This window comes from Rhizobium vallis, assembly GCF_003985155.1.
Lineage (GTDB): Bacteria > Pseudomonadota > Alphaproteobacteria > Rhizobiales > Rhizobiaceae > Rhizobium > Rhizobium vallis.
Genome location: NZ_ML133696.1, coordinates 77,878 through 95,735, shown reverse-complemented (window position 1 = coordinate 95,735; position 17,858 = coordinate 77,878). Strand labels below are relative to the sequence as shown.

General features: G+C 62.0%; 16 protein-coding genes. 6 read left to right on the top strand and 10 right to left on the bottom strand.

Going from position 1 to position 17,858, the window contains the following annotated elements:
* Window positions 1-186: 186 nt before the first annotated feature.
* A complete protein-coding gene (locus EFQ99_RS26325; protein WP_126924150.1) occupies window positions 187-1,173 on the top strand; it encodes a glutathione S-transferase family protein in 987 nt (328 codons plus the stop codon).
* A 6-nt stretch (window positions 1,174-1,179) separates the two neighbouring features.
* Here the strand turns inward: EFQ99_RS26325 and EFQ99_RS26320 are convergent, their stop codons facing one another.
* Window positions 1,180-1,659 carry an NUDIX domain-containing protein gene (locus EFQ99_RS26320; RefSeq protein ID WP_126924149.1) on the bottom strand — a complete coding sequence of 160 codons (480 nt, stop codon included), beginning with the start codon at window positions 1,657-1,659 and terminating at the stop codon, window positions 1,180-1,182.
* A gap of 70 nt (window positions 1,660-1,729) precedes the next feature.
* On the opposite strand from EFQ99_RS26320, the gene EFQ99_RS26315 reads away from it, so the two are divergent.
* The 4 genes from EFQ99_RS26315 (at window position 1,730) to EFQ99_RS26300 (ending at window position 4,897) form a co-directional block, all read left to right on the top strand.
* Complete coding sequence (locus EFQ99_RS26315; RefSeq protein ID WP_126924281.1) at window positions 1,730-2,638, top strand: metallophosphoesterase family protein; 909 nt, start codon at window positions 1,730-1,732, stop codon at window positions 2,636-2,638.
* 158 nt (window positions 2,639-2,796) lie between these two features.
* Entirely contained in the window at window positions 2,797-3,357 is a 561-nt protein-coding gene (locus EFQ99_RS26310) for a tetratricopeptide repeat protein (protein WP_126924148.1), read from the top strand.
* A gap of 186 nt (window positions 3,358-3,543) precedes the next feature.
* Window positions 3,544-4,053, top strand: a complete 510-nt coding sequence (locus tag EFQ99_RS26305) for an RNA polymerase sigma factor (protein WP_126924147.1) — start codon at window positions 3,544-3,546, stop codon at window positions 4,051-4,053.
* Between the two features lies 1 nt (window position 4,054).
* Window positions 4,055-4,897 (top strand): anti-sigma factor family protein, encoded by an 843-nt coding sequence (locus EFQ99_RS26300; protein WP_126924146.1) that lies wholly within the window; start codon window positions 4,055-4,057, stop codon window positions 4,895-4,897.
* Between the two features lie 316 nt (window positions 4,898-5,213).
* On the opposite strand, the gene leuA is transcribed toward EFQ99_RS26300, so the two are convergent.
* From leuA to EFQ99_RS26285, 3 genes are all read right to left on the bottom strand, one after another.
* A complete protein-coding gene (gene leuA / locus EFQ99_RS26295) occupies window positions 5,214-6,932 on the bottom strand; it encodes a 2-isopropylmalate synthase (protein ID WP_245441588.1) in 1,719 nt (572 codons plus the stop codon).
* Between the two features lie 343 nt (window positions 6,933-7,275).
* A complete protein-coding gene (locus EFQ99_RS26290; protein WP_126924145.1) occupies window positions 7,276-8,475 on the bottom strand; it encodes a benzoate/H(+) symporter BenE family transporter in 1,200 nt (399 codons plus the stop codon).
* A 181-nt stretch (window positions 8,476-8,656) separates the two neighbouring features.
* Complete coding sequence (locus EFQ99_RS26285) at window positions 8,657-9,241, bottom strand: ATP-dependent Clp protease proteolytic subunit (RefSeq protein ID WP_008530697.1); 585 nt, start codon at window positions 9,239-9,241, stop codon at window positions 8,657-8,659.
* Between the two features lie 231 nt (window positions 9,242-9,472).
* Between EFQ99_RS26285 and EFQ99_RS26280 the strand changes: the two genes are divergently transcribed.
* Window positions 9,473-10,255 carry a DUF2076 domain-containing protein gene (locus tag EFQ99_RS26280; RefSeq protein WP_126924144.1) on the top strand — a complete coding sequence of 261 codons (783 nt, stop codon included), beginning with the start codon at window positions 9,473-9,475 and terminating at the stop codon, window positions 10,253-10,255.
* 193 nt (window positions 10,256-10,448) lie between these two features.
* On the opposite strand, the gene queF is transcribed toward EFQ99_RS26280, so the two are convergent.
* From queF to EFQ99_RS26250, 6 genes are all read right to left on the bottom strand, one after another.
* Complete coding sequence (gene queF, locus EFQ99_RS26275) at window positions 10,449-10,913, bottom strand: preQ(1) synthase (protein ID WP_008530693.1); 465 nt, start codon at window positions 10,911-10,913, stop codon at window positions 10,449-10,451.
* Window positions 10,913-11,827 (bottom strand): CDF family cation efflux transporter EmfA, encoded by a 915-nt coding sequence (emfA, locus tag EFQ99_RS26270; RefSeq protein ID WP_126924143.1) that lies wholly within the window; start codon window positions 11,825-11,827, stop codon window positions 10,913-10,915. Before emfA ends, queF begins: the two co-directional genes overlap by 1 nt.
* Window positions 11,828-12,023: 196 nt before the next feature.
* Window positions 12,024-12,704 (bottom strand): DUF2161 domain-containing phosphodiesterase, encoded by a 681-nt coding sequence (locus EFQ99_RS26265; RefSeq protein WP_126924142.1) that lies wholly within the window; start codon window positions 12,702-12,704, stop codon window positions 12,024-12,026.
* 15 nt (window positions 12,705-12,719) lie between these two features.
* The gene (locus tag EFQ99_RS26260; protein WP_126924141.1) at window positions 12,720-12,959 is read right to left on the bottom strand and encodes a hypothetical protein; all 240 of its coding nucleotides are present in this window, start codon (window positions 12,957-12,959) and stop codon (window positions 12,720-12,722) included.
* Between the two features lie 101 nt (window positions 12,960-13,060).
* Window positions 13,061-15,250, bottom strand: a complete 2,190-nt coding sequence (locus EFQ99_RS26255) for an anthranilate synthase (RefSeq protein ID WP_126924140.1) — start codon at window positions 15,248-15,250, stop codon at window positions 13,061-13,063.
* A 266-nt stretch (window positions 15,251-15,516) separates the two neighbouring features.
* Window positions 15,517-17,721: a TonB-dependent hemoglobin/transferrin/lactoferrin family receptor gene (locus tag EFQ99_RS26250; RefSeq protein ID WP_245441592.1), complete on the bottom strand. Its 2,205-nt coding sequence runs from the start codon at window positions 17,719-17,721 to the stop codon at window positions 15,517-15,519.
* Window positions 17,722-17,858 lie beyond the last annotated feature (137 nt).

The window sequence follows — 17,858 nt, the reverse complement described above, 5'->3', positions numbered from 1 at the left end:
CGTCGTCCAACGCAAAATGCGCTACGCCTGCGCCGCGCATCTTTTCAGATGCACAAAGGACACGGCAGCAATCCGGATTGTGCAGCGCATGAACGGTGTAACGCACTGTTCAATCTTTCCCCCCTGCAAATCCCCGCTATCTCAGCTAACTCTAGTCCCGACACGCAAATCAAGGAAATGAAGATCATGGGAATGCTGGTGGACGGCGTCTGGCATGACGTCTGGTACGATACGAAAGAGAGCAAGGGCCAATTCAAGCGGCAGCCTTCGCAGTTTCGCAACTGGGTGACGCAGGACGGCGAGGCCGGGCCCTCCGGCAGCGGCGGCTTCAAGGCCGAGGCCGGGCGTTACCATCTCTACGTCTCGCTCGCCTGTCCCTGGGCGCATCGCACGCTGATCTTCCGCAAGCTGAAAAAGCTGGAAGACTTGATTTCGGTCTCCGTCGTCGATCCGCTGATGGTCGAGAACGGCTGGGAGTTCCACATCGGCGACGGCGCCACCGGCGATCCGCTCTTCGGCGCCGCCACCCTTTGGCAGATCTACGTCAAGGCCGATCCTCACTATTCCGGCCGCGTGACCGTTCCCGTCCTCTGGGACAAAAAGACCGGCACGATCGTCAACAACGAATCGGCCGAAATCATCCGCATGTTCAACAGCGCCTTCGACGGACTGACGGGCTCGAAGGCCGATTTTTACCCGGAGGATCTGCGCGCCGAAATCGACGCGCTGAACGCCACGGTCTACGACACCGTCAACAACGGCGTCTACAAGGCGGGCTTTGCCACCACCCAGGAAGCCTATCAGGAAAATGTCGGCAAGCTGTTCGAGACGCTCGATATGCTCGACGAACGCCTGGGCAAGAGCCGCTACCTCTTCGGCGACAGGCTGACCGAAGCCGATTGGCGCCTGTTCACCACGCTGGTGCGCTTCGATCCCGTTTATGTCGGCCATTTCAAGTGCAACATCCGCCGCATCGCCGATTACAGCAACCTCTCCGGCTACCTCAGCGATCTCTACCAGACAGCAGGCGTTGCCGAGACGGTGAACCTGAAGCACATCAAGCAGCATTATTACCGCAGCCACAAGACGATCAACCCGACCGGCATCGTCCCTGTCGGCCCGGAGCTCGATCTCGACAGCCCGCATGGCCGCGCCAGGCTAAACGCGGCCTGATTCTTGTCACCAGCGGTGGTCGGGCTCCTGCTCGCCTCGAAGCTCGGCGAGGCGGCGATGCGTCGCCTCGGTCGTGCCAGCAGGCAGATTGTCGAGAGTGAAGAACCCGCTGTCGGAGATTTCCCAGTCCGGCGGGCGCGGCGCCGTCTGCGCCACGGTCGCCCGGTAAAACACGACGTGGTCGCGCCGGGTGGTCGAGGTGTTGAAATAGACCTGGATCAGATGCGGCTTGCCGATGATCTGGAGGTTGCCCTCCTCGCGCAGCTCCTTGACCAGTGCTTCCTCGACCGTCTCGTTGCGTTCCAATCCGCCGCCCGGCATATGCCAGCCGCCGACATAGCTGTGGCGCACGAGGAAAATCCGCCCCTCCGCATCGAAGCAGGCAGCCCGGACACCCATCGTCATGCCACGGGCGACGGAGAAATAGACATGCAGGAGGCGCAGGGCCATCCTGATGTAAAAGGGCCGCTTCTCTTTATCCACCATTGCTCCGTTTCAGCTCTTCATCACGCCGGATGTGTTTGATTTGTCAATAAGCTGGTCTATGTCTCGTAACATGTTCAAGCTCGCGCATATTTCCGACGTCCACCTCGGACCGCTGCCCCGTCTTTCCATTCAAGAGCTGTTTTCAAAACGCATAACCGGCTTTGTGAACTGGCATCGAAATCGACGCAAGCACCTTTTCGGCAGCACGCTGGATCTGCTGCTCGACGATATTCGTGCGCATCAGGCCGATCACCTGGCCGTCACCGGCGATCTCGTCAATCTGGCGAGCGGTATCGAGATCCGCGGCGCCGCCGCCTGGCTGCGCGCGCTCGGCGATCCCGCCGAGACGTCGGTCGTTCCCGGCAATCATGACGCCTATGTACCCGGCGCCTACGAGAAGTCGATGCGCGCCTGGTACGATTATGTCCGCGGCGACCTTTCCCCGCCGCAATGGCAGGAAGACCGCCACATCTTCCCTTATCTGCGCGTCCGCGGCAAAGTCGCGATCGTCGGCTGCTCGACGGCGGTCGCCACCCCTCCCTTTGCCGCCTCCGGCTTCTTCGGCGCCCGCCAAGCCCGTGACACGGTGAACATGCTGCGCGCGGCCGGCGAAGCCGGTCTCTTCCGCGTCGTCATGATCCACCATCCGCCGATCCGCGGCGCCACCGCCTTTCACAAGCGGATGATCGGCATCCGCCGCTTCGCCGCCGTGATTTCGACCGGCGGCGCCGAGCTCGTGCTGCACGGCCACACGCACCTCAACACGCTGCACTGGCTGCGCGGCCAGGTGCAGCCGGTGCCCGTCGTCGGCATCGCGTCGGCCTCGCAGGGACCGGGCAGCATCAAGCCGCCCGCCGCCTACAACCTCTTCACCATCGACGGTTCTCCCGGCGCTTGGGAGCTCACCGGCGAGCGCTTCAGCGTGAACAAGGCCGGCGATGCCGTCATGCCGGAAAGCACCGATATTTTCGTACGTTAGCGTTTTTTCTGAACCGTCCTTATGCAGCGCTTCAACCGGCTTGTGAGAGCAGAGAGCCGTCGCCGCAACATTTGCCGTGGAGGCCGCTTACCCCCTTGGTATTTTTGGCGTTAAGCGTACACTCCCGATAACTGCATCGCCTCAGAACGGAGCCGCCAATGACTTCCCCTTTCCATCGCCTGTGCAGAATTTCGCTTGTAGCCGGCTTTGCCGTCGGCATGGCTACGGCCGCTTTCGCGGTCGGCGACAATAACGACGACACCAATCCGCCGCAGAAGACCCAGACGACCAAGACCTGCACCGGTGGCAAGGTCTGGGACAAGGCCAAGAAGGAATGCGTCACCCCGAAGAAGAGCAGCTTCAACGACGACGATCTTTATAAGTTCGCCCGCGAATTTGCCTATGCCGGCCAGTATGAGAACGCCATCACCGTGCTCAACCTCGCCAGCAACCAGAACGACCCGCGCATCCTGAACTACCTCGGCTATTCCAACCGCAAGGCCGGCCGCATGGAGCTCGGCATGTCTTATTACAAGAAGGCGCTGCAGGCGGATGAGAACTACATCCTCGCCCGCTCCTACATGGGCATGGCGCTGGTGGAACAGGGAGATATTCAGGGCGCCCGCGTCCAGCTCGTCGAAATCCGCGATCGCGGCGGCGAGGGTACCTGGGCCTATCGCGCTCTGCTGCAAAGCTTAAACGGGTACAAGACATATTGACGCAAGCTTTGCGGGCTACGCTACGAAAATCCCTTGAGAAAGGGGGAGGAAGACGACCGGATGCTTGCACAGTGCAGGAGACTTGCTTCATAAAGCACATGCATCGCCGGCGCGGTAAAGTCGGCTTCGCGCCCGACGGCGAACCCTTCGTCCGCGAAACCATTGTGAATGCTTCTTGGATAGACAATGCGTCAGCCCGCAACGACCATCGATCTCCGGCGTGACCTCGTCGGCCTTCTGCCCCGCCTTCGCCGCTTCGCGATCACGCTCGCGGGTGATGCGGTCGTGGCCGACGAACTGGTCCAGGCCATCTGTCAGCGCGCCATCGCCAAGGGACATCAGTGGAACGGCGAAGGCCGGCTGGAAAGCTGGATCTACACGCTCGCCCGCCAGCAATGGGCCGATGACAGCCGCAAACGCAAGCCGAAGGCGTCGGCCCGCGGCAACGTCACCGATATCAGAGAGGCCGCGCGCGAACGCTCGGCCGCGGCCGATCCCGACGTCATCCATCGCATGATCGCCGAAATGCCGGACGGCGTTTCCTCGATCTTCCTGCTCGTCGACGTCGAAGGCCACAGCTACCAGCAGGCGGCTGACATCATGGGCATTGCCCCGGCAAGCGTCGTCTCCCAGCTCGCCACCGCAAGACTGCATTTCGCCGCGCTCGCCGACTCCCACCCGATCCACAGGTATTGAATTGCTCGATCTCAGGAAATTGCCGCTCGAAGCCCAGCTCACCGCCCTTCTCGACGGCGAAGTCTCGCCCGAACAGCGACATGAACTGGAGCAGCGCCTGGCAAGCGATGAGAATGCGCGCCGGCTGCACGAAAAGCTGCGCCATGGCGCCGATTTCGGCCGCCGCCGCCTCGAAGACGTCCTGAAGGAGCCCGTGCCGCTCTCCCTCGTCCGCTCCATCAAGAGCACGCAGCCGCCGAAGACGCCGATAGCCCAGCGCGCCACGCGCCCACAGGTGAAACTGGCGCCGAGCGGCCCGCAGGCGCTGGCCGCCGCCCTCATCCTCTTCGTCGTCGGTTGCGGCATCGGTTATTTCGTCGGCAACAGCCCGGATGCCGACGAGATCGCTACTACGACCTCCACCACGGCGCCCGCCAATACCAGTGACTGGCTGGGCGACGTCACCGCCTATCAGCGCCTGCTGATCCGCCAGCCCCGTCATCTCGTCGAGGTGCCCGCCTCGCAGGCCGAAGAAATCTCCAGCTGGCTGACGACCGCAATCGGCGTGCCCTTCCGCGTGCCCGATCTTTCCGCCGAGTCCTGGACCTTCCAGGGCGCCCGCGTCATCCTCGGCGACAGCCGTCCCGTCGGCCAGCTCGTCTATTCCAACACCGACGGCGACATCATCTCCATCTGCTTCCGCAAAGACGCACAGCCGCCGGAGACCGACGACTTCAAGGAAACGATCAAGGACGAGATCGGCCTCGTGACCTGGCACAATGCCGGCACCTCCTATGTCCTCGCCGGCCCCTCCGCCGAAGCAGCCCTCAGCCAGCTCGCCATGGAGATCGCGACAGCGATCTGATGCCGGCTGTCGTATGTGGCGAACGGTGGGCGTGCCAACGAAGCAACATCGACCATCAGCCGCCCCTCATCCGCCTGCCGGCACCTTCTCCCCGAGGGGAGAAGAGACATGTGGCAACGTCTCGGCTCCTAAAAGCATCTGTGGTGAGAAGGCATAGCGAGCGGCTTGCTCCCTCTTCTCCCCTCGGGGAGAAGGTGCCCGTAGGGCGGATGAGGGGGCTACACGGTACGCCTTTCATTGCTTGCACCCAACGAAACCAGCCTAATCGTCAGGCCGCGCCGTACCAAGACGATCGCGGCCTGAGACTTTCCGGATATCAGGCCTTGCCGGCCTTCACCTCAAGCACCCGGTTCGCCGCCGAGACGATCGCTTCCAGCGATGCCGCGACGATGTTGGTGTTGATGCCCGCGCCGAAGAGCTTGCCGCCGGGATAGGAGGTCTCGACATAGGAGATCGCCGCCGCGTTCGAGCCGTGCTGCAGCGAATGCTCGGAATAGTCCTCGACCGACATTTCGATGCCGAGATAGTGCGACAGCGCGTTGATGAAGCCGTCGATCGGACCGTTGCCGCGCCCTTCGATGCGCTTGATCTCGCCATTGTCGGTGATCTCGGCCGCGACGATCCGCTGACCCTTGCGCTCCGTGTCGGGATAGGTGTGGTGGTCGACGAACCTGAGGCGTGCGCCCGGCTGCGTCACGTAGCGCTCGATGAAGCGGTCATGGATACGCTTCGAGGGAAGCTCCTTGCCCTCGACGTCGGTGATGCGCTGGATGTCCTCGCGGAACTCGACTTGCAGGTTGCGCGGCAGGTTCAGCCCATAATCCTGCTGGAGGATATAGGCGATGCCGCCCTTGCCGGACTGCGAGTTGATGCGGATGATCGCCTCGTAGGAACGGCCGACGTCACGCGGATCGATCGGCAGATATGGGACTTCCCATACGGGATGGTTGGCGACCTGCGCGGCCTTCATGCCCTTGTTGATCGCATCCTGGTGCGAACCGGAGAAGGCCGTATAGACCAGTTCACCAACATAGGGGTGCCGCTCGCCGATCGCCATCTGGTTCGAATATTCGAACACTTCCTTGATACGCTCGATATTCGAGCAGTCGATCTCGGGATCGACCCCTTGCGTGAACATGTTCAGCGCCATCGTCACCATATCGACATTGCCGGTGCGCTCGCCATTGCCGAAGAGCGTACCTTCGACGCGGTCGGCACCTGCCAGCAACGCCAGTTCGGCAGCGGCAATGCCCGTGCCGCGGTCGTTATGCGGATGCAGCGAAATAATCAGGTTCTCGCGATTGTCGAGGTTGCGGCACATCCATTCGATCTGGTCGGCATAGACGTTCGGCGTCGCCATCTCGACGGTGGACGGCAGGTTGATGATCAGCTTGTTATCGGCCGTCGGCTTGACGACCTCGATGACACCATTGCAGATTTCCAGCGCCACTTCGAGTTCCGTGCCGGTAAAGCTCTCGGGCGAATATTCGAAACGGTAGCCACCCCCAGCCTTGGCCGCCATGTCGGTAATCATCTTGGCGGCATCGACGGCGATCTGCTTGATGCCCTGCACATCCTTGGCAAAGACGACGCGTCGCTGCAGCTCGCTGGTCGAGTTGTAGAAATGCACGATCGGCCGGTTTGCGCCTTCCAGCGCTTCGAAGGTGCGGGTGATGAGTTCCGGGCGGCACTGCACCAGCACCTGCAGCGAGACGTCGGCGGGCACATTGCCCTCTTCCACGCACCAGCGGGCGAAATCGAAATCGGTCTGCGAAGCCGAGGGGAAGCCGATCTCGATTTCCTTGAAGCCCATCTCGAGCAGCAGATGGAACATGCGGGCCTTGCGGTCGTGGCCCATCGGATCAACAAGCGCCTGGTTGCCATCGCGCAGGTCAACCGAGCACCAGACCGGCGCCTTGGTGATGGTCTTGGTCGGCCAGGTGCGGTCGGGAATGTTCACCTGCGGATAAGGGCGGTATTTCACCGCGGCGTCGGGCATGCCCTTTGTGGAGGATCGGCTGGTGGTATTGTCCATTGTCTTGTCTCCTCGTCCCGGCATTTGCCCCGCTCTTAGCCGATCGCATCGGGCTTGGCGATAAACAAATGCGGACCTTCGTCGGTCGTTAGGTCAATTTTGAAAGTGAGTCGCGAGGAGCGATGGCCGGGCGGGCTCTCGGCCGCCGGGCGCTCCTCAACGGACCCGGCAACCGCGCGTAAGGCCGAGGAGAAGAAGCGAGGTCAGGGCGCGCGAGTTGTCACGCAGGGCAATGCGGCCGCGTGCAATCGTCTCTGAAATCTTGGCGCCAGTGGTCTTCATGGCCGCGCTTATAACCTTGGGCAGCGGAACTGGCAAGCCCTCGCGGCGCGCCGCCTTTCCGTCATTTCGGCTGAGCCCCGCCTTTCCCCATCTTCACCAGTTGCGACAGTGCGAGCATCAGGCCGCCCGCGATCAATCCCCAAAAGGCGCCTGAAATGCCGCCGAAGGAAACGCCGGATGCGGTGACGAGGAAAGTGATCGCCGCCGCCTCGCGCGATTCCGGCGCCTGGAAAGCCGACATCGCCGAGGATGAGAAGGCGCCGACCAGCGCCAGCCCCGCCACCGCCTCGATCAGGATGGGAGGTGCCAAGGCGACGAAGGCCGTGACCGCACCGGCGAGCAGCCCGAGAATGATATAGCCCACGCCGGCACTCAACGATGCCCAATAGCGCCGTTTGGGATCGGCATGCGCATCTTGGCCCGCGCACATTGCCGCCGTGATCGCCGCCAGATTGACGGCGTGACCGCCGAAAGGCGCCGAAAGCAAAGAGAAGAAGCCGGTGACGGCAAAGAGCGGACCGGGCTTCGGATCATAATGATGGACCTTCAGGACGGCGATACCGGGAATGTTCTGCGAGGCCATGGTCACGATGAAAAGCGGCAGCGCGATCGAGATGAAAGCGGCAAGGTTGAACACCGGCCAGACGAATTCCGCCGACGGCACCAGTGATTGCTCAAGCGAGGCGAAAGCGCCGTCGGGAATGTCGATGCCGAAGGCAAGCACCAGCACGAAGGCTGCAAGTGCGGCCGGCACCGCCCAGAGGCGCTTGAAAGCGCCGACGACGATCCAGGAAATGACGATCGGCAACCCGAACAGCGGATTGAAGCCGATCGCCTTCACCGGCGCGAAGCAAAGCCCGATCAGCACGCCGGCGAGCATTGCATTGGCGAGCGGCGCGGGAATGGCGGCAACCGCCCGGCCGAGCGGCTTGAACAGCCCGGCGACGACGATCAGCGCTGCACAGATCAGGAATGCCCCGACGGCCGCATTGAAGCCGCCCTCGATCGCCCCGGTACTTGCAAGCAGCGCAGCGCCCGGCGTCGACCAGGCAATGCTGATCGGCGATCGCGTTACCGCACTCAGCACGATCGCGCAGACGCCCATGGAGATCGACAGCGCCATCAGCCCCGAAGCCGCCTGCGCATCCGTTGCACCCACCGTCTGCAGCCCATGCAGGACGACGGCGAAGGAACTGGCGGAACCCACGAAAGCGGCAAGCAGGCCCATGAACAGGGCCTGGACGGAAAAATCTTTGAGCATGGCGGAACTCGCTGCTGCGGGAATGGCGCATGGAGCATGACGATCGCCGCCCGCGCAAGGCCGGAATCAGCCCTTTCGGTCCAACCCTCGCGATGGATGACCGCAAGCATCGTCTGAAACAAAACGCCCTCGCCTGCGATCGGCAGGCAAGGGCGGTTCTTAACAGCTTGAGCTTGGAAGCTCAGATATCGGACTGCGACGTCACGATCCGCGAAACGAGGCCATAGTCCTTCGCCTCTTCGGCCGAAAGCCAATAGTCGCGATCGGTATCCTTGGCGATCTTGTCGAGCGGCTGGCCGGTGGCCTCAGCCATGATCTTGTTCAGGCGCTCGTTCATCTTGATGATTTCGCGTGCCTGGATCTCGATGTCGGATGCCATGCCGCGCGTGCCGCCCGAGGGTTGGTGCAGCAGGAAGCGCGTGTTCGGCAGGCACAGGCGCCGCTCTTTGGGAGCCGCGACATAAATCAACGCGCCGGCCGAGGCGACCCAGCCCGTACCGATCATCCAGACCTTCGGCTTGATGAACTTGATCATGTCATGGATGGAATCGCCGGATTCGACGTGACCGCCGGGCGAATTGACATAGATGCGAATGTCCTCGTCGCTGGCCGCGGCAAGCGCCACGAGCTGCGAGCAGACCTTCTGCGCCAGTTCCTGGTTGATCGGTCCATAGATGAAGATCGAACGCGACTTGAAAAGATTCGCCTCCGTTTCCTTGCCGAGCGGCAGTTCCTTCGTCTTGTCGTCTTGTTCTTCGTCGTTCATTCGAACCTCTCGGAGATGAATTCGGGTTCCTCGCACATAGTGCGACTCAATGCCTAAAACAATGCGGGAAAAACACAAGGCACCGAAGCGGTGGAGATATCCTTAAGAAGCCGCGCGCCGTTCTGCAAGCCTTACTGAAATGTAACGGTGAAAGGCTTTGAAAAGCCAGAATCGGTTCCTACCTCACCCTTCACGTGGCAACCGCCATACGAGATCAACAGGAGACTGGACATGTCACCGGAAGAACGCCAATTGCTGACCGCCCTCTTCGACCGCGTGCGCACGGCAGCCGCCCAGCCGCGCGACCGCGAGGCCGAAGCCCTGATAGACCAGGCGACACGCGAGCAGCCGTCGGCCACCTACTATCTGGCCCAGGCCGTCATCGTTCAGGAAAAGGGCTTGGAGGCAGCCGCCAACCATATCAAGGAACTCGAAGAGTATGTCCGCCAGCTGGAAGCCGGCGCGAGTGAGCACCGCCAGGCCGAACAGGGTGGCGGCTTCCTGAGCTCGATCTTCGGCAATACGCAGACGCAGCAGCCCGCGCCTGTTCCCTCCAATCCCGGCCCCTCCAATCCCGGCCCTTGGGGCCAGCCCTCCCGCGGCTATGACGAGCCCCGTGGCTACGACAGCAACGCGCGCCAGATGTCGCAGCAGCCGACCGGTCCATGGAGCCAGCAGGCCTCAGCCCCCTCGGCCGGCGGCAGCTTCCTGCACGGCGCACTCGGCACGGCGGCGGGCGTTGCCGGCGGCATGCTGCTTGCCAATTCGCTGAGCGGCATCTTCGGCAATCACATGTCCTCGCTCGGTTTGGGCTCGCCCTTCGGCGCCAACCCCTTCGGCAATGCCAGCGCGCCGACCGAGGAAACCGTCATCAACAACTATTATGGCAATGACGGCACGCGCCAGGCTTCGGATAATGCCGACGACAAGGACAACGACAATATTCAGCAGGCCGATTACGACGACGGCGATGATTACAGTGACGACTCGTCCGGCGACGTTACGGATGTTTGAGGTCTAATAGCCAGGGAATGGGCGGCAATTTGTATTCGATTGCCGCGCCGTTGCCCGGCCCTTCGCTTGGGCTCAGGGCGTTCGTCGCTGCAATCGATTCAGAGCAATTCCAGAAAAAGTGCGAAGCGGTTTTTCGTCCGGAATTGCGTTGAAGGAAGAACTATCGATTGCTCGGGCTGCGCCCGATCGCTCCTCACCCACGTCCACGATAGGTGGCGACGCCCTGCTCCGGCAGCCACACGCCTTCCGGCGGCTTGCCCGTCTGCCAGAAAACGTCGATCGGAATGCCGCCGCGCGGATACCAGTAGGCGCCGATCCGGAGCCACTTGGGATCGAGCAGCTCGACGATGCGCTTGGCGATATAGATCGAGCAATCCTCGTGGAAGGCGCCGTGATTGCGGAACGAATGCAGGAAGAGCTTCAGCGACTTCGACTCCACCAGCCATTCGCCCGGAATGTAATCGATGACGATATGGGCGAAATCCGGCTGCCCGGTCATCGGGCAAAGTGAAGTGAATTCCGGTGCGGTGAAGCGCACCACATAGTCCGTGCCGGCATGGTTGGAGGGCACTTTTTCAAGCACCGCTTCCTCAGGCGATTTGGCGGTTTCGGTCTGCTGACCCAGCATCGACAGGCTGGAAACATCTGTATTCGGCATCATGCCTCCTTGACGACTTTGACGCGGATGCCATGGGCTTTTTCGCCCTCCGGCTCCACATGAATGGCGATTTTGGCGCCCTCGTGAACCATCCTGATGGCATCCTCAAGGCGGTCGCATATATCATGCGCCTGCCGCACGGACATAGTGCCGGGCACCACCAGGTGAAAATCGATGAAAGTAACGGTGCCGGCGCGGCGCGTCTTCAAATCATGCACGCCGATCGAACCCGCCGCATGGGTGGCGATCGCCTGTTTGATCGCCTCCTCTTCCTGCGGTTCGACCGCCTGGTCCATCAGACCGCCGATCGATTGCGAGATCACCTTCCAGCCCTGATAGATGATGTTGACGGCAACGAGGATGGCAAGCACCGGATCGAAGATCGCATAACCGGTCGCCAGCGCCAGCAGCAGACCGATGAGCACGCCGACCGAAGTGACGACGTCGGACATGATGTGCTGGCCGTCCGCCGCAAGCGCGGCCGACCGGTGTGTGCGCCCGATCCGGATTAAGAGCCGTGCCCAGACCGCATTGATGACGCCGGCCGCGAAATTGATCGCAAGGCCGAGAACCGGCGCATCGAGCATGCGCGGCGCGGCGAGATAACCGATCGCCTCGTTGACGATCAGCAGTGCGGCAACGACGATCAACACTCCCTCGGTGACGGCGGAGAGATATTCCGCCTTGTGATGGCCGAAGGGGTGGTCGTGATCGGCCGGCTTCTGCGCATAGCGGATGACGAAGAAGGCGACGAAGGCGGCAACGACGTTGACCGTCGATTCGAGCCCGTCCGACAGCAGCGCCACCGAGCCGGTGACCCACCAGGCCACCATCTTCAGCCCCATGACGCCGAGCGACAGCGGAATTCCCCACATCGCCAGCTTTCGAACCGTAAGATCGCCGTTGTCGCTCATATCGTCCTCCTGCGGTTGCGAATGAATTGCAGGGTCTAAGCCATTGAAATGCAAAACCGCCCACGCGAATATCGCGCAGGCGGCCCAGTTGAAGCTGATATGGGCGATGATGAAGGATTTGTCAAAGAGAATGACACGTCCTTCACAGCTGTTGCCGCCCCGACAGACAAGCGCGGGCGCAGGATGCGCAATCCCGCTACAGCGCCGAGGAAGCGGGATCGGGCTGGACAGATTGCGGCCATCGCAGAAGAGCGGCCTGCCCTGCCGGCGTCAGGGCATAGACGCCCTTTTCCTGGCGCTCGAACCATCCATAGACATTGTCGCGCAGGATCGGACCGGCCTTGGGCGTCAGCGCCTTCATATCCCGTGGGCGCACAATTCCCCTGTCGAGCGCGGCCGCGCAAAGCAGCGCCTGCTGGCGATAGGCGGTCATGATCGGCGCCCGCGAACCGCCGCCGACGGCGGGATCGCCACGGCGGCGCTGATGCTCCTTGACGAGACGCGTCCGCCGCTTCGGATTGGTGCGCGGCATCGGCGAGACGGAACTGACGATGACGCTGACCTCACCGCCATCGGAGACGCCGAGCATGCCGATGCCGAGACGCCGGCAAAGGTCGCGGTAGCGTTTGTCGGTCTCGCGCCCCCGCCCCTTGGCCGAAACGCGCGCCGCTATCCAGACCTCATCGCTCATCGACGCCCGGTCGACCGCTTGAAGGATCAGTTCAAGATTGAAGGAGAGCTTCAGTTCGCAGATCACCACGACGGGCGGCTCGACTTCGCTGAGGCCGACGAGATCGCATCCGCCGACTTCGCCCTTCACGGCATAGCCGGCCGCTTCCAGGAACGCTTTGACCGGCAGGTAGAGCGTCGTCTCCATGCTGAAAACCGCGCCTCAGGCGGCGTTGAGATCGGCAATCTCGCCGTATTTGGCAAGCAGCCGCGGCGAGGACATGTCGCCGGTCTCCTCATCGACCATCACGGCATAGGCCGCGACGCCGACGAAACGCTCAGCCATCGCCGAGGCGATTTTCTCCGCGCTGACGGCATTCGAGGCCTGCCGCATTTCACCGGGCACGAGGTTGCCGCGGTTCTTGCGATAGGGAAGGACGATGAACTTTTCTGCATTGGACACGGCGATACATCCCGGTTGATCGTTCCGGAAATGTTCTGATTTGCCTGATAGAGTCAACCCTCGCCCCTTCCCGCACGGAAAAGGGGCGAGAGGGAACTGCATCAAGCAGCCTTGGTCTTCACCCTGCGCGCCAGATGCGCCACGACGTTCTCGATCATCCGCATGCCGGCATCGCCGCCAAGCGTCATGATCGATTCCGGATGGAACTGCACCGCGGCGATCGGCTCCTTGGCGTGTTCGATGCCCATGATCGTGCCGTCCTCGCTTTCGGCCGTGATGATGAACTCACGCGGCAAGGTCGAGGGATCGGCGAAGATCGAGTGGTAGCGGCCGACCGTGACCTCTTTCGACAGGCCGGAGAAGACGATGCCCGGTTCCAGCACGCGGATGCGCGAGGGTTTGCCGTGCATCGGCAGCGCCAGGTGGCGCAATTCCCCGCCATAGGCTTCGGCCAGCGCCTGCAGACCGAGGCAGACGCCGAAGATCGGCAGGTTGCGCGCCCGCGCCTTCTTGATCGTCGCCTTGCAGTCGAAATCCTTCGGCGTTCCAGGCCCGGGCGACAGCACGACGAGATCAGGGTTCAGCCGGTCGAAGATTTCCTCCGGCACCGGCGTGCGCACGGTCGAAACCGTTGCCCCCGTCTGGCGGAAATAATTGGCAAGCGTGTGGACGAAGCTGTCCTCGTGGTCGACGAGCAGGATGTTGACACCCTTGCCGACGCTTGCGACGTCGCGCTGGACCTTGCCGGAATTGCCGGTCTTGGCGTCTCGGATGGCGGAAAGCATGGCAGAGGCCTTCAGTTCGGTTTCGGCTTCTTCTTCCTCTGGAATGGAATCATTCAGCAGCGTCGCGCCGGCGCGCACCTCGGCAATGCCGTCCTTGATGCGCACGGTGCGCAACGTCAGGCCGGTGTTCATATCGCCGTTGAAGCCGACCATGCCGATCGCCCCACCATACCAGGCGCGCGGGCTCTTTTCACGGCTCTCGATGAAGCGCATCGCCCAGAGCTTCGGCGCGCCGGTGACGGTGACCGCCCAGGCGTGGCTGAGGAATCCGTCGAAGGCGTCCATGTCGTCGCGCAGCCGCCCCTCGATATGGTCGACCGTGTGAATGAGGCGCGAATACATCTCGATCTGCCGGCGGCCGATCACCTTGACAGAGCCCGGTTCGCACACACGGCTCTTGTCGTTCCGGTCGACGTCCGAGCACATGGTGAGCTCGGATTCGTCCTTCTTGGAGTTCAGCAGTTTCAGGATCTGCTCGCTGTCGGCGATCGGATCGTCGCCGCGCTTGATCGTGCCCGAGATCGGGCAGGTCTCGATGCGCCGTCCCGACACGCGCACGAACATTTCCGGCGAGGCGCCGACCAGGTATTCCTGATTGCCGAGATTGATGAAGAAGGAATAGGGCGACGGATTGATCGCCTTCAGCCGCCTGGAAATGTCGGAAGGCTTGCTTTCGCACCGCTCCATGAACTTCTGCCCGGGCACGACTTCGAAGAGATCACCCTTGCGGAAGCTTTCCTTCGCCTTGACGACGAGTTCGGCATATTCGCCAGGCCGGTGGTCGCTCTTCGGCGGAATGGTATCGGTATGCTTGAAGGGCTCAGCCGCGATATCCCCGGCCTTGCCTTCGGTCGAGAGGCCGCCCTTCTCGAAATCGTAGCGGTCGATCCAGGCCTTGGCGGCGTAGTTGTCGACGACGAGAATCTCGTCAGGCAGATAGAGCACCATGTCGCGCTGGTCGGAGGGCCGCGTCAGCTTCAGATCGATCGCATCGAACTGGAAAGCGATATCGTAGCCGAAGGCGCCGTAGAGCCCGAGGCTTGCATCCGCCTGCGAATAGAAGAGATCGGTGACGGCGCGCAGCACGGTGAAAACCGTCGGCATCTTCGAGCGCTCTTCCTCGGTGAACACCCGGTCCGGCGCCTTGACGGAGAGATCGAGCCGACGGGCGGTGGAGGCGCCGAGCACGAGTTCGGGCACAGTCTTCAGCCGCTCGGCCACAAAGCCGAGGATGACCTCGCCGCGCTCGTTATAGGCCTCGATCCAGACGTCGCGCCCGAAGGAGGAGATGCCGAGCGGCGGATCGACGACGGCGGTATCCCAACGTGTATAACGGCCCGGATATTCGTAGTTCGACGAGAAGACCGCGCCGCGGCGCTCGTCGAGCTTGTCGATATAGGAAGAGACCGCATCGGCATAGGGGATCGCCCGCCGCTGCCGGGTGACAGTGATGCCGCCCTTGGTCTCGTAGATTTCCGCACCATCATCCCGCAGGATCGTTACCATTGTTCCACTCCATTATCGGGGCCCGGACGACAGGCGGCGATAAACAAAAAAGCCGCCTCGAAGTTTCGGGCGGCTCACTCGTCGTCGTCTTTGGACACGATTGGTCGAGGCCGCCTTAGCGAGCCCACCACCAAACTGCAATGTTCAAGGACGTGATCATGGGAAAATTGTTAGCCTGAGATCAGCCGTCGTGCAAGAGGCGATTGCGGGAATGAAAAGGCGGCCCGAAAGCCGCCCTTCCCCAGCATTGAAGATGTGATCGGCACTCAGAAGGTCTTGGTGATCGAGACCTTGAATGTGCGGCCCGGCTCGGAATACCACTCGCGCGGCTGGGACGCGGTCAACGAAGTCAGGTTGACGTCGCGCACGGCCAGCGCATTGAAATATTCCTGGTCGAAGACGTTGTAGACTCCAGCCTGCACGCGCAACCCCGGCGCCTGTTGCGGCGTCCACCAACCGGCCAGGTCGACGATGCCATAACCCGGCGCATCGAAGGTCGTGGTGGAGTCGTCGTCGGGCATGCCAGCCGAAAGCGTCGAGGAGAGGTCGAAGCCGAAATTGTCGTTGCTCCAACCGCCGCCAACGATCGCCTTGAAGGGGGCCACCGACCGCAAGTATTTGTCTGTGTCTTCGTTGCGGCCATAGGCATAGGCAAGCGACGCATGCAGGTTGATGCCGTTGTTGAACGTCTTGGCTGCGCTTGCTTCAATACCCGAAATCGTGGCGGCTGAGACGTTCGTGTAATTGAACGTCGTGAAGCCTGTCGCATCGACGCTCGTCACCGTCTCGATGAAGTTCTGGTAGCGGGTGTGGAAAGCCGCGACCCTGCCGGTAAAATCGCCCGTATCGAAATTGGCGCCGATCTCGACGCCGCGGCCGATTTCCGGTTCCAGATTGGGATTGCCAAGCTGGGCATAACGACCCGTTGGATTGTAGAAACGGCTGTAGAGTTCGTCCACGGTGGGTGCACGGAAGCCGACGGCCAGCTGTGCGTAAAGCTGCACGTCAGGCGTCAGGTCGTATGTCGCAAGGATCTTCGGCGAGATGGCGGCTTCCGTCCGGTCGCGGAGATCGCCGAAGCGGGAAAGCCCGGTATTGGTTGCAAAACCGCCGCCGGCCGAGGGATCGTAGTTAAACCAGTCGAAGCGGAAGCCGGGTGTCAGCGCAAAGCCGGTATTGCCGATTTCGATCTTGTCTTCGAAGGTCAGCGCAAGATTCTGGCTGTCGACATCAGGCACCTCTGCCTGATTGTTCAGTGCCGGGCAGGTCGTCGGCGTCGGGCAAAGCGCCGAGCTAAACTGGCTCCAGTTGGAAACGCCGACATCGAGGCCAAGGCGAACGGAGTGGCTGAGACCGGAATATTCAAAATCCTTCGTCGCCGTGCCGCTGAAGCCCCAGGTTTCGTTCTCGATCTCGTTGTTGCGACCATAGGGCACGTTGGCGGTCGTGCGGCCATGACTGCCGGCTTCCTTCTTCAGATCCAGCCAATAGAGCGTGGCCCGGGCACTGCTGAAGAACGAGTCGGAAGACTGTGCCTCATAATCGTAATCGAGTGAAACACGGTCGCGGTCGCGCTGCTCGCGGCCGTCATAGTTGTTGATCAGGTAGTTGCGGGGCGTGGTGCCGCCCTGGAGCTCGCGCAGATCGGTATTGAGATCGCGGCGGAAACGTTCCGCCGTCAGGCCGATGCGATGGCCGCCCTCCAGGTCCTGGCGCAGCTTGAAGAGCAGGTTGTGCTGGTCGAAATCGGCGGGATCCGCCTCGGTGCGAGCACGGCCGTAGCCGTCATTGTCGCCCATATTGTCGCGTTCATGGCCCTTGCGGTAGCCGCCCTGAAACAGGATCGACGTATTGCCGATCTTTTTGGCGGCGGCGGCCGAGCCGGAAATGCTGCGGTCTTCGCTGTCATAGGTCGACTTGACGATCGCGCCCCAATCCCGGCCTTCGGGAATAAGATCCTCCGGCTCCAGCGTATTGAGAACGATGGCGCCGCCGAGCATGCCCGAACCACCCTTGCTCGAATCCGCGCCGCGCACGATATCGAGCGAGGAGAGCGAGTCGAAATCGAAAGTATCGCCGCCGCCATTGGCGTTAGCCGGCGCGAAAGCACCCTGGCGCGAGCTGTTCGAAATATAGGGGATCGGAATGCCGTCGATGGTGGTCAGGATGCGGGAACCGGAAAGGCCGCGCAGATTGAAGCCCGAGTCGGCGCGCGAATAGTTCACGCTCGCATCGACGCTGCGGCCGATATCGTCGTAGCTGGTGACCTGCTTCTCTTCCAACTGCTTCTTGGTAATCTCGGTCGCAAGCGGCGTATCGGCGACGCTGCCCGGCGCCACGCGTTTGCCCTTGACGACGATCTTCTGCAGCACGGCGCTATCCTCGGCCGTCGCTTGCGGCGTGGTTGCCGGAGCGCTCTGCGCGAAAGACTGCGAAACAGGAAGAACAACTGCGGCTGCCGTGCAGACCATTAAAACCGAGCGCCAATGCCGGACGATCATAACCTACCCTCTCATGATGATTACCGGGCTGGCTGGTCGTGGCGCGTCGAACGCTCGAGGGGCTGGCTGGGCTTTTACGGATAAAGGCGAAGCGGAAATTTCGCCTT